The 12,687-nt window shown below is 34.5% G+C and carries 12 protein-coding genes; 7 read left to right on the top strand and 5 right to left on the bottom strand.

Translation table 11 applies throughout. The features are described 5' to 3' along the window. Positions 1-28: 28 nt before the first annotated feature. Genes H602_RS0104590 through H602_RS0104580 form a run of 3 tightly spaced genes read left to right on the top strand, consistent with a single transcriptional unit; the run spans position 29 to position 4,733 of the window. On the top strand, positions 29-1,330 hold the full coding sequence (locus H602_RS0104590) for an anthranilate synthase component I family protein (RefSeq protein ID WP_026976956.1): 1,302 nt from the start codon (positions 29-31) through the stop codon (positions 1,328-1,330). Between the two features lie 23 nt (positions 1,331-1,353). Further along, positions 1,354-2,664 (top strand): tRNA lysidine(34) synthetase TilS, encoded by a 1,311-nt coding sequence (gene tilS, locus H602_RS0104585; RefSeq protein WP_026976955.1) that lies wholly within the window; start codon positions 1,354-1,356, stop codon positions 2,662-2,664. Beyond that, positions 2,661-4,733 (top strand): protein-disulfide reductase DsbD family protein, encoded by a 2,073-nt coding sequence (locus tag H602_RS0104580; RefSeq protein WP_026976954.1) that lies wholly within the window; start codon positions 2,661-2,663, stop codon positions 4,731-4,733. Before tilS ends, H602_RS0104580 begins: the two co-directional genes overlap by 4 nt. Before the next feature lie 110 nt (positions 4,734-4,843). On the opposite strand, the gene H602_RS0104575 is transcribed toward H602_RS0104580, so the two are convergent. Together H602_RS0104575 and H602_RS18190 are read right to left on the bottom strand one after the other, a co-directional pair. After that, positions 4,844-6,199 carry an FAD-dependent oxidoreductase gene (locus tag H602_RS0104575; RefSeq protein ID WP_026976953.1) on the bottom strand — a complete coding sequence of 452 codons (1,356 nt, stop codon included), beginning with the start codon at positions 6,197-6,199 and terminating at the stop codon, positions 4,844-4,846. A gap of 129 nt (positions 6,200-6,328) precedes the next feature. Continuing rightward, entirely contained in the window at positions 6,329-6,805 is a 477-nt protein-coding gene (locus H602_RS18190) for a hypothetical protein (protein WP_051224190.1), read from the bottom strand. A gap of 153 nt (positions 6,806-6,958) precedes the next feature. On the opposite strand from H602_RS18190, the gene H602_RS0104565 reads away from it, so the two are divergent. From H602_RS0104565 to msrB (H602_RS0104555), 3 genes are read left to right on the top strand one after another with little or no spacing between them, the layout of a single operon-like run. Continuing rightward, positions 6,959-7,822 (top strand): alpha/beta hydrolase, encoded by an 864-nt coding sequence (locus tag H602_RS0104565; protein ID WP_026976952.1) that lies wholly within the window; start codon positions 6,959-6,961, stop codon positions 7,820-7,822. A gap of 11 nt (positions 7,823-7,833) precedes the next feature. Beyond that, positions 7,834-8,331 carry a peptide-methionine (R)-S-oxide reductase MsrB gene (gene msrB / locus H602_RS0104560; protein ID WP_026976951.1) on the top strand — a complete coding sequence of 166 codons (498 nt, stop codon included), beginning with the start codon at positions 7,834-7,836 and terminating at the stop codon, positions 8,329-8,331. A 5-nt stretch (positions 8,332-8,336) separates the two neighbouring features. Continuing rightward, positions 8,337-8,726: a peptide-methionine (R)-S-oxide reductase MsrB gene (msrB, locus tag H602_RS0104555; RefSeq protein WP_035758905.1), complete on the top strand. Its 390-nt coding sequence runs from the start codon at positions 8,337-8,339 to the stop codon at positions 8,724-8,726. A gap of 56 nt (positions 8,727-8,782) precedes the next feature. On the opposite strand, the gene H602_RS0104550 is transcribed toward msrB (H602_RS0104555), so the two are convergent. Next, the gene (locus tag H602_RS0104550; protein WP_026976949.1) at positions 8,783-9,475 is read right to left on the bottom strand and encodes an SIMPL domain-containing protein; all 693 of its coding nucleotides are present in this window, start codon (positions 9,473-9,475) and stop codon (positions 8,783-8,785) included. Positions 9,476-9,525: 50 nt separating this feature from the next. Further along, the gene (locus H602_RS0104545) at positions 9,526-10,152 is read right to left on the bottom strand and encodes a rhomboid family intramembrane serine protease (RefSeq protein WP_026976948.1); all 627 of its coding nucleotides are present in this window, start codon (positions 10,150-10,152) and stop codon (positions 9,526-9,528) included. Between the two features lie 106 nt (positions 10,153-10,258). Here H602_RS0104545 and H602_RS0104540 point away from each other — a divergent pair, with 106 nt between their 5' ends. Further along, complete coding sequence (locus H602_RS0104540; RefSeq protein WP_026976947.1) at positions 10,259-11,128, top strand: lysophospholipid acyltransferase family protein; 870 nt, start codon at positions 10,259-10,261, stop codon at positions 11,126-11,128. 59 nt (positions 11,129-11,187) lie between these two features. Here the strand turns inward: H602_RS0104540 and H602_RS0104535 are convergent, their stop codons facing one another. Continuing rightward, positions 11,188-12,678 (bottom strand): aminotransferase class V-fold PLP-dependent enzyme, encoded by a 1,491-nt coding sequence (locus H602_RS0104535; protein ID WP_026976946.1) that lies wholly within the window; start codon positions 12,676-12,678, stop codon positions 11,188-11,190. Positions 12,679-12,687: the final 9 nt, after the last annotated feature.

Below are 12,687 nucleotides of genomic sequence, written 5' to 3'. Positions count from 1 at the left end.
AAATTTGAGGTTTAAAATAATACCGACCTTGAGAACTACTTTTATTCAAACAGTTGAAAATGCTGACCTTGTAAAAAAACAATTATTACAATGGAGTCAGCAATTTAGAGAAATTATTTTTCTGGATTCCAATAAGAGTAATTCCGAATACTCTACTTTCGACTGCATTTTAGCCACTGACGCTTTTACATCCATTCAGACTGATTTTATAAATGCGTTTGAGGATTTAAATATTTATCAGAAAACCACAAAAGACTGGCTTTTTGGCTATTTATCATATGATTTAAAAAATGATACTGAAAAATTAACGTCCAATAATAACGATGGACTGCAGTTTCCCGATTTGTTTTTTTTTCAACCTAAGAAATTGATTTTCATTAAGGGTAATCAACTTGAATTTCTATACCTCAATGTTTGTGCAGATGAAATGGAATCCGATTATCAGGAAATTATTCACTTGGAAACTACGTTGGAATCAAATAAACCTGAAATTACTATTCAACAAAAAATCTCAAAAACAGAGTATCTTCAAAAAACTGAGAAAATGCTGGAATACATTCATAAAGGAATTATTTATGAGGCCAATTTTTGCATGGAATTTTTTGCTACGGAAATAATACTAGATCCCGTAACTACTTACGACGATTTAAATAAAATATCACAAGCACCCTTCTCGGCTTTTCTGAAGAACAACAAGCATTTTGCCTTTTCTGCATCCCCAGAACGCTACTTAAAGAAAGTAGGAGAAAAGTGTATTTCGCAACCGATAAAAGGAACATCACCTCGTTTTGTCAATAAAGATGACGACGAATTGAGCAAAATTCATTTATCAAATGACCCAAAAGAGCGTTCCGAAAATATAATGATTGTGGACTTAGTACGAAATGATTTATCTAAAACAGCTCAAAAAAATTCAGTTGAAGTAGAAGAGTTATGCAAAATTTACTCTTTTAAACAAGTACATCAAATGATTTCTACTATTACCTCAAACTTAAATCCTGAATATTCGGCTGTAGATGTTATAAAATCTACGTTTCCCATGGGAAGCATGACTGGTGCACCAAAAATTTCGGCAATGCAAGTTATTGAAGAATTGGAAGAAACCAAAAGAGGATTGTACAGTGGCGCCATTGGTTATTTTACTCCTGAAAACGATTTTGACTTTAACGTAGTCATTCGAAGTATTTTGTATAACGCAACTGAAAATTATGCTTCATTTTCAGTGGGAAGCGCGATAACTTCAAAGTCCGAACCTGAAAAAGAATATGAGGAATGTCTTTTAAAAGCACGAGCAATGCGTCTTGTTTTGAATGATAGCGAAGTGCTTTAGATATAAATTTAGTATTTTTGAACATGCTATTAAAATTTCAAAATAATATTGTACACCATTTTCCTTCAATCCATTCTAAGCACTTGCTTTTGGCCGTGAGTGGTGGCATTGACAGTATCGTACTTGCAGCATTATTTCTAAAAAGCAACTTGAATTTTTCAATCGTACATTGTAATTTTAATCTTCGAGCTACTGAGAGTGATTTGGATCAAAAATTTGTTGAAGCGTATTGTTTAGAAAATAATATTCAGTTTTTTACTACTAGTTTTGACACAAAGGCATTTGCCACAGATTACAAATTATCTACCCAAATAGCCGCTCGAAAATTGCGTTACGACTATTTCTACGAAGTTTTACAAAAAGAAAATTTTGACTTTATTGCTACGGCTCACCATTTGGACGACAGTGTTGAAACCTTTATCATTAATCTTTCCCGTGGAACTGGTATCGATGGACTGACCGGCATTCCGCTACAAAATGATAAAATTATTCGTCCATTGTTAAATTTTAGCAGAAGTGATATTGAAAAATTTGCCAAGGTTAATAATATCAATTGGCGCGAAGACGCTTCAAATGCAACCGATTATTACGTAAGAAATAAAATCAGACACCACCTCGCTCCTATTTTGCGTGAGCTAAATCCTTCCTTTTCCAATTCATTTCAGCAAACTTTACAAAACCTGCAGCAAGCACAATCTTTAGTTGATGATGCTTCGCGTATTGTTTACAAAAAAGTAGTTGAAGATGAAGTGGATTATAAGAAAATAAATATTGAAGAACTAAAACTCCTCCCAAACTATAAAGCGTACTTGTATCAGTGGCTTCAGCCTTTGGGTTTTACTGCTTGGCAAGACATCTATGACCTCGTAGATGCAGAATCTGGTAAAAAAATTCTTTCTGAGCAGTATCAATTGCTTAAAAACAGAAACTATCTAATAATTGCTCCGAAAATCGGGAATAGTACTTCTGAGTTTCGTATTCATAAAGGAACGGCCGAAGTTAATTTTCACATAAAACTGCTTTTATGTAAAGTTTCAAAACCTTTTTATAGTACAAATAAAACTATATTTGTCGATGACGAAAAATTGAGTTATCCACTGACTTTGCGACGTTGGAAAACAGGCGATATTTTTCATCCTTTGGGAATGAATGGCAAGTCTAAAAAAGTTAGTAAATTTTTTAAAGATGAGAAACTTTCCCAAATAGAAAAAGAAAATGCGTGGCTTTTATGTTCTGGAACCGAAATTATTTGGGTAGTAGGATTAAGAGCTGATGAACGATTTAAAATTAGTAACACAACAACAACCCTATTACAAATTGATTTAATACAATGAAAAAATTACTTTATATTCTACTAGCTTTTTTTGCAGTTCATTCCTTGTCCGCTCAAATTTTAGATCCTGTAAAGTGGAAAACCAAAGTGGTTCAAAAATCAGACACTGAGTTTGAGCTGATCATGAGTGCAACAATAGAAGACGAATGGCACATGTATTCGCAATATACTCCTGATGGTGGTTCTTTGCCATTTGAATTTACCTATAAAGACACCAAAGGAAATTACGCTACCGTAGGCAAAACAATCGAAAGTCCCTACAAAAAAGTATTCAATGACATTTTTGAAGTAGATGAATATTACTTTGCAAAATCGGCTCAATTTAAGCAAGTTGTAAAAATCACCAATCCTAAGTTAAAAGAAATAAGAGTTAATCTGTATTACCAAGTTTGCAAGGAACAGTGTATTCAGCAAGATAAAGATTTGATTTTTAAATTGCCCGTATTAAAAATCACTGAAAAAGCTGTAGTAGCCGACACAGACGAATCATCCATTGAGCCAATTGTGCCTATTTCAAACAAAAGTACTGTTGATACTTCTGATGTAGAAACGATGAAAGCGGCAGACCAACCTGATACAGCTACAACAGAAACTCCAGCACCTGTTACTGAGGAACAAAAATCAGATGAAATTAATCTCTGGTTGTTATTTTTAGGAACACTTTTGGCGGGAATTTTAGTAACATTCACACCTTGTGTTTTTCCAATGATACCAATGACTGTAAGCTTTTTCTTGAAGCAAAGTGCAGGTGGTGATAAGAAAAAGGGCCGAATTAATGCATTGATGTACGGGTTTTTCATCATCATGATTTATGTTTTGATTTCTTTACCATTCCACATCTTCCAAAGTTTAAGTCCAGATATTTTTTATGAGATTTCTACTAATCCTTACTTGAACATCTTTTTCTTTATCATCTTCTTAGTTTTTGCTATTTCATTTTTAGGTGCGTTCGAGATTACAATGCCTTCTTCATTGGCAAACAAAGTAGATAATGCTTCAAATAAAGGTGGTTTTGCTGGGATTTTCTTCATGGCTTTAACCCTAATTATTGTTTCTTTTTCATGTACGGGACCTGCTCTAGGAGCTGTTATTGGTGGCGTTTTATCTACAGATGGTGGTGCAACTTTACTGACAATTGCTATGTTTGGATTTGGCGTAGGCCTTGCATTTCCTTTTGTGATTTTTGCATTATTTCCAAGTATGATGGGAAGCTTGCCTAAATCAGGCGGCTGGTTAAATACTGTGAAAGTGGTATTTGGTTTTATCGAATTGGCTTTAGCATTTAAATTCTTATCGATGGCAGATTTAGTAATGGACTGGCATTTATTGGAACGCGAAACATTTATTGCCGTATGGATTGCTATTTTTGGTGGGTTAAGTCTGTACCTTTTGGGGAAAATTACTTTGCCACACGACAGTCCCATTTCTAATATATCAGTTGGAAGACTTTTACTAGGGTTGTTGACCCTTACATTTACAGTCTACTTAATTCCTGGTCTTTGGGGTGCACCTTTAAATATTATAAGCGGTTTTCCACCACCTATGAGTTATAGTGAAAGTCCAAACGGTGTAGGCTCTAAAGCTTCTGCAGCCGCTGCAACAACGGCAGAAAGTTTACCAGACCATGCTCAATATGGACCACATAACATCGTCGCCTTTCACAATTATGACGATGGTTTGGCTTATGCCAAAAAAGTAAACAAACCTGTAATGATTGATTTTACTGGCGTTACCTGTGTAAATTGCCGAAGAATGGAAGAAAAAGTATGGTCTAAACCAGAAATTTTATCAATTTTAAAAGGTGAAGTTGTATTGATTTCTCTGTACGTAGATGATCGTACTCCGTTACCTGCTGATCAAGTCTTTGTAAATGCAAATGGAAAAGAGATTGATACTTGTGGAAAAAAGTGGAGTGATTTTGCCATTACAAAATACAAAGCGAACATTCAGCCGTATTATATCTTAATGGGTCATGACGAAGAAAATTTAAATAAACCAGTGGGTTATACACCTGAAGTTGAAGAATACAAATCGTGGTTACGAGAAGGAATTGCAAACTTTAAAAAATAAAGTAAGCACTTAAATTACGGTTCTAAAAATTAACCCACGGTACTAGCCGTGGGTTTTTTAATGAAATGTAATTTATATTATGAGTTATTAAAATATCAAATAACTTGAAATCAAATCATACCAATTAATTTTCGCGCAGCAGTTTGAACGGGATCCCAAACAGGCGAAAATGGTGGTGCATAAGACAAATCTAGATCTATAATGTTTTGCAAAGTAAGTTTATAAGTCAAAGCGGTTGCTAGTACATCAATCCTTTTTGCAGCTCCTTCTTCACCAATAATCTGTCCTCCAAGCAACTTACCCGTTCCTTTCTCAGCAATTAATTTGACAAAAATATCTTTTGCCTCAGGATAATAATGTGCCCGTGTTTTAGACTTGATAATAGTTGATACAAAATCAATTTTTAAGTCTACACATTCTTTTTCTAACAATCCAGTTCTTGCTATTTCATGCACGCAAATTTTGCAAACGGCTGTGGCCACAACTCCTGGAAATTTTAAATCGCCACCAGCAATGTTGGTTCCTGCAACTAAACCTGTCTTATTGGCCACAGTTCCCAAAGCGATGTAAAATGGTTTATTACTTACCAAATGTAACGTTTCTGCACAATCTCCTGCAGACCAAACATTCTTAACATTCGTTTGCTGCTTGTCATTGACTTTAATGGCTTTCTTCTCCGATAATTCAATATTAGAATTAATCAAGAACGAAGTATTTGGAGCGGTTCCCATTCCTAAAATCACTAAGTTGGTCTTGATCGTTTGTTTGTCCGTAACCACGGCTGATACCAACCCGTCTTTCTCTTCGAAGTGATCAAGTGATTCCGAATTGAAAATTTCTACTCCCAAATTTTCTAAGGCTTCATGTACTTTTTTTCCCATATCGGGATCTAAAGTAGACATTACTTCTGGAGCTCTATCCACGATTGTTACTTTCATTCCTCTCAAAATTAAGGCTTCTGCCATTTCTAAACCAATGTAGCCACCTCCAATAATTACAGCACTTTTAGGTTGATGCTTCTTTAAAAAAGTGTCCACCTTACTACCACTAGTCAGCGTCTGAATTCCAAAGATTCCATTTGCTGTATGATTTTTAACTTCAGGGCAAAACGCTTTTCCACCTGTGGCAATTAAGAGCGCATCATACGATTCCCAAAATTGAGTTTTGTCTTTACGGTTGCAGACCAAAATTCTGTTCTGATCCGTGTCTACTTCTAAAACTTCATGAAGTGTTTTGGCTTGAATGTTATACTTTTCAATAAATTGAGTTGGAGATCGCACTATTAACTCGTCCAACTCTTCTACCTTTCCGGAAATAAAATATGGAATTCCGCACGCTGAATACGAGGTGTATTCCGACTTTTCAAAAACGATAATTTCAAAATCAGGTTGTTCTCTTCTCACTTTTGATGCTGCCGACATTCCAGCGGCATCGCCACCTATCACGACTAGTTTTGTTTTTTTCATAGTAATTTTTATTCAAATTTTTAATAGCAAAATATTTGTATAGAAATTTACAAAATTATCACGAGAACCGCGTTAATTTGAGAAAACAATAACTTTATACTAAGTACAATCTATCAAATAGGAAGTAAATTACAAATCTTCGTCCTCAAGGAAGTCATCAATATTAAAAGAATCATCGTACGAATCGGTGGGAGGAATTGCACCAGGAGGATTAAACAAACCCCATTCATCCCACATGTGATTATTTGTATCAAATGATGCAACCCAATCAATGAAGAGCAATCTGAATTCGTCCAATTCGTTTCGCAATAAAGTAACGTATTCAAGATCTTTGAAGTTTTCATGATAACGCAGACTTCCAATCTGTGTATAAAGATGCATGGCGTGCGAGCGGATGATAGCGGAATTTTGCATTCGGATGCTGTATAAATCTCCGCCTTCTGCTCCAGCAATTTTTGCAGCCATGACCATCGCGTCTTCCATAATCATTCCTTTCGAATTTTGCAAAAATGCATCGTCTTCAGGAATGGTTGCCATTAAACCGTTAACCGATGTTACAAGGCTCATCGCTTTTTGGTAAATCGGAATCGAATCTAGTTTTTTCATATAAAGCTGGTATCAAATTACTAAAAAAAATAAAAACTCAATCGTTCAAAGTTCAAAAAAAGTGAAAGAACTGACTTATATTTATACTTTATTTATGAGGATTTCAACTCAAAAATAGTGAATAAAATAATAACTTGCATAAAAGTTTATTTCATGTCCCAAACCAAATCGAATGTTCGAAATTCGCAAGAAGTGCCTCAATTCGTCATTGTTACCGCGGGTATTTTAGAAAAGTTGTCGAAACGACTGACTGTATTATTTGCGGCAAAATTATTTTCTACACCAATCAAACATAAGATGCCAAAACGGGAGTTTGATATGGATAAAAGCAGCAAACAATCGATTCTAAATGTTCCAAATATTGAAAAAAATATTGTCGTTTATGAATTAGGAGCTTCTTCTAAAAAAATATTGCTTGTACACGGATGGTCTGGACGAGGTACTCAACTGTTTAAAATTGCAGAAAATTTAGTGGCTGAGGGATTTTCCGTAGTTAGTTTTGACGCTCCGGCTCATGGAAAATCAGCTGGAAATTCCTCAATAATGTTGGAGTTTATTGCATCGATAGAGGAAATTGATAAAAAATTCGGGCCTTTTGAAGCTGCAGTTGGACACTCATTGGGAGGAATGGCTTTATTTAATGCAGTAAAAGATGGTTTTCAAATTAAAAAATTAATCACCATTGGAAGTGGCGACGTTGTACAAGATATTATCACCGATTTTATTTCAAAATTAAAGTTGAAACCTACAATTGGTCCTTTACTGAGTCAGCACTTTGAAAAAAAGTACAGCAAAACCATGAACAGTTATTCTGCGTATTTATCTGCACAAGAAATTAATATTCCCGTATTGGTTATTCATGACGAGAATGATATTGATGTTCCTGTAAGCGCTTCAATCCACATTCATGATTATCTGACCAACGGCTCGCTTTTTATTACCAAGAAACTAGGACACCGTAAAATTTTGGGCGACGACAAGGTGATTGGCAAAATCATTGATTTTATTAAAAATTAAAAAAAATAATCATGAAACAGTTATTGTATATATTGACCTTTTTATTTGCTATAATTTCATGTCAAAGTCAAAATGGTAGTGTTTTAAAAAATGAAACAATGGAAAAAATCACAGCAGCTTCTACAAAAACAGACGCACAATGGAAAGCAGAATTAACGCGGGAACAGTACCATGTTTTACGAGAAAAAGGTACGGAGCGTGCTTTTACGGGTGAATATTGGAATACATTTGAAGAAGGAAAGTATGTATGTGCGGCTTGTAGTCAAAAAATATTTAATTCAGATTCTAAATTTGAATCCGATTGTGGTTGGCCTTCTTTTGATAAAGCCATTGAAGGATCGGTAGTTTATGTAATAGACAATAGTTACGGAATGAGTAGAACAGAAGTTATTTGTTCCAATTGTAAAGGTCATTTAGGTCATATCTTTGACGATGGTCCGAAAGAAACCACAGGCGATCGCTTCTGTATGAATTCTGTATCAATTAAATTTATTCCAGCAAAAAAATAAAAACTATGAATTACTCCGAAAAAAAAACTGAAGAAGAGTGGAAAGCAAAACTAGGCTTAGAACGCTATCGAATTTTGCGCCAAAAAGGAACAGAATTTCCCAACTCAGGCGAATACAATATGCATTTTGAAAAAGGTACATACTGTTGTGGAGCTTGTGATGAACCGCTTTTTGAAAGTAGTTCTAAATTCAACTCGAGTTGTGGATGGCCCTCATTTGACGAATCCATTCCTGGGAAAATAGAATATATTAAAGACACTACACATGGAATGATTCGCACTGAAGTGGTTTGTGCCAATTGTGGTGGTCATTTAGGACACGTTTTTGACGATGGTCCTTCTGAAACAGGACAACGGTACTGCATCAATTCATTATCGGTAGCATTTAATAAATAAAAAAAAGCCTTTCAAAATTAAAATTTGAAAGGATTTTATAATTGAATCACTTTGTATTAATTGATCAGCAGAAAACTTACGGATACGTTTGCTGTTACCTCTATTTCTCCAACCGCTAAAGTATCTGTTCCACCTAGAATATTGTCGGCCATTTTCATTGCCATCATTTCATAACGTGGACTGGAATAATTATCTTGAGTATTATCAACAATAGTGTAAGCTTGTCCTATTTTTTGCCCTAAAGCTCCTACATAATCTTGCGCTTTTTCCTTTGCGTTTTTAATAGCTGCAATTCGCGCTTTTGTTTTATGCAGTTCAATTTGCGACGATTTAAATTCGATATTTCCAATGTTATTAATTCCAGAATCTACTAAACCTTCCATCAATTCATCATATTTAGCAAGGTCTTTTACCAAAATTTCAATAGATTGTACTGCTACATAATTGTGCTTCTTCTTCTCATAATCGTACTGGTCATTTAAAGATACACGCGTGGTCTGAAAATCTTCTTTTGCAATACCCATCTTTTTGATGTACTTTAAAACGCCGTCTACTTTGGAATCATTGGCTTTTTTGACATCGGCAGCTTTGCTTCCTTTGGTTTCAACCGATACTGAAATACTCACTTGATCTGGTGCCACTTTAATTTTACCCTCACCATTTACCGTAATCATCGGTTTGGTTTCTTGTGCATGAATTTGGCCCAAAGCCATAAAAAAAGTAAGTGCTATTACTAAAGTCTTTTTCATTTTGTTGGTTTTTATAATTAGTTAGTTGAATAAATTCAAAATGCATGCCATTATAATTTTCCCATGCGATCCATAACAAATAAAATAACAATTGGAATGGCTAATGCTACAACATAAAAAGTATTGTTGGTTAACATTTCCGGCTGTTTAATGATCGTAAATAGGTAACCGCCAATAGCTCCACCAAAATGCGCTGTATGTCCAATGTTATCATTTTTAGCACGCATACCATAAATTGAATACAGCAAATAAAGAATTCCAAAAACGTATCCAGGAATGAAAAAATTAATTGTCATTTCTGGTTCTAATAAAATTGCCGAATATAATACTCCAGTAACTGCTCCAGAAGCACCGATAGCACGGTAATTTAAATTATTTTTATGCAAATAAAGCGTCAGCACATTTCCAAAAAGCAAACTTGAAAAATAAATAAGTATAAAAGACAATTCGCCCAAATACGCCACTACTATTGGTGCAAAAAAGAATAATGTTAACATATTAAAAAATAAGTGGGTCATGTCTGCGTGCAAAAATGCTGACGAGAACATGCGTACCTGATCTCCATTTCGGATGCTTCCAATGTGGAAATCATATTTTCTAAAGAACATCAAATCATTGAAACCTTTATAACTGAAAAGAACATTAGCTAAAATAATAACTATTAATGCTGTACTCATAACTTTTTTTTTAAGTTACAAATTTAAACAAATACCCCTGATACGCTGTTATAATTCCACTAAATCCAAAGAATAAAAGTATCTTTGCAAGAAATTACTCTTCTTTATGCAGCTACTTGTTTACATTCTGATGTATCCATTTATATGGTTCATTTCGATCTTACCTTTTAGCCTCCTTTATTTTCTATCTGATTTTATCTGTTTTTGGGTTTACAATGTTTTTGGATACCGGAAAGATACTGTTCGGAAAAATTTAGCGCTTACTTTGCCTCATTTAAATACCAGTGAACGACTAGCCATTGAGCGAAAATTTTACACGCACATGGTAGATATGTTCTTGGAAATGATCAAGACCATGAATATTTCTGATGAAGAAATAAATAAAAGATTTGTCATTACCAACATTGAACTTATTAAAGAATACGAGAACAAAGGTAAAAGTGTGATCTTGATGTGTGCTCATTATGCCAGTTGGGAATGGCTGATCAATATTGCAAAAAAGATGAACTACAGCAGCATTGGTATTTATAAAAAAATCAATAATAAATATTTTGACAAGCTCATTCGCGACATCAGAAAACGTCTAAAAGCGGAGTTGGTTGAAACCAAGAAAACAGTTTCGTTGATGGAATACAACCAAAGAAACGGAATTAAAGCATTTTACGGATTTGCATCTGATCAATCGCCTCAACTTTCTAAAGCAAAATACTGGGATAAATTTATGGGAATTGAAGTTCCCGTATATACAGGTGCAGAAATGCTTGCAAAAAGGCTCGATATGAATATGTTTTTTATTCGTGTCCGAAAAGTAAAAAGAGGTTATTATGAAGCTACCATTGTTCCTCTTGTTGATAACCCTAGAGATTATCCTGATTATGAAATTACTTCTATGTTTTTAAGAGAAGTTGAAAAACAAATCTACGAAGCACCTGAATATTATTTCTGGACGCATAAAAGATGGAAACACAGTCGGTAAGAAAATCGAATAAAAAAAAACTAGAATTTTATATTCTAGTTTTTTTTGTCTAATTATTTTTAAAGAAACCAACGCTCCACAAGATCTTTTTCAAAATCGGTAGCATTTATATGGCTGAATTCATTTGAACATTGATTGTAACGGTAATCAGCAGCCCATTCCTTATGATTTTCTGAAAGTGCAATAATTGCATCAGTCACAAACTGAATTTCAGAAGTAGTCGTTGTAGGATGTATAGACATTCTGATCCATCCTGGCTTTAAAAGTAAATCTCCAGAATCAATTTTAGTAGTTAAGGCATTGGATTGTGCTTCGTCTACATGTAACAAAAAGTGACCGTACGTTCCGGCACAACTGCAACCACCTCGGGTTTGAATACCAAAACGATCATTTAAAATTTTAACACCAAGGTTAAAATGCAGTTCGTCAATATAAAAGGAAATTACTCCCAACCTATTTTTATGTTCCCCCGCTAAAATATGTATATTCTCAACTGATTCAAATTGCGCAAAAATCTGGTCCACAATTTCTTTTTCGCGCTTCAAGATATTATCAATACCCATTTGCTCTTTTAACTGTACAGCCAAAGCAGTTTTAATAACTTGCAGAAAACCAGGAGTTCCACCATCTTCTCTATCCTCAATATTATCTAGGTATTTGTGTTTTCCCCAAGGATTGGTCCAACTTACTGTTCCACCACCTGGATTATCCGGAACCATATTTTTGTATAATTTCTTATTGAAAATTAGTACTCCAGATGTACCGGGTCCACCCAAAAATTTATGTGGCGATAAAAATATTGCATCTAAATATGCTTCAGGATCTTCGGGATGCATATCAATTTGAACATACGGACCTGAACAAGCAAAATCTACAAAACATACACCGTTATTTTGATGCATTAATTTTGCAATTTCATGGTACGGAGTTTTAATTCCAGTCACATTTGAACAACCTGTAACTGATGCTATTTTGATCAATCTATCGTTATACTTTTCTAAAAGAACTTTGAAGTTTTCTAAGCAGAACAAACCGCGTTCGCACGCTGGAACAACAACTACATCAGCAATTGTTTCCAACCACGTCGTTTGATTGGAATGATGCTCCATGTGTGAAATAAAAACAATCGGTCTTTTTTCTTCTGGAATTTGCACAAAAGACTTTAAATCCTCGGGAACCTTTAAACCTAGAATACGTTGAAATTTATTTACTACACCCGTCATACCCGTTCCGTCAGTAATTAAGATATCATCTGAGTTGGCGTTAACGTGTTTTTTTATAATTTTTCTAGCATGATGATATGCCATGGTCATTGCAGTTCCTGAAACGGTTGTTTCTGTGTGGGTATTGGCTACAAATGGACCAAACTCATTCATCAATTTATTTTCAATATTCTGATACAATCTACCACTTGCGGTCCAATCTGTATACACGATTTTCTTGGTGCCGTAAGGAGAAGTGAATTCCTGGTTTATTCCAATAATATTCTTACGAAATTTATCAAAATACGTTTCTAATTCAGTAGTAAAAGTGGTTTCAGTTGAAATCATAATTTTAAA

The sequence above is a fragment of the Flavobacterium tegetincola DSM 22377 genome (assembly GCF_000425485.1).
Lineage (GTDB): Bacteria > Bacteroidota > Bacteroidia > Flavobacteriales > Flavobacteriaceae > Flavobacterium > Flavobacterium tegetincola.
The sequence above is the reverse complement of the archived record's forward strand: the minus strand, read 5'-3'. Positions and strand labels throughout refer to the sequence as shown.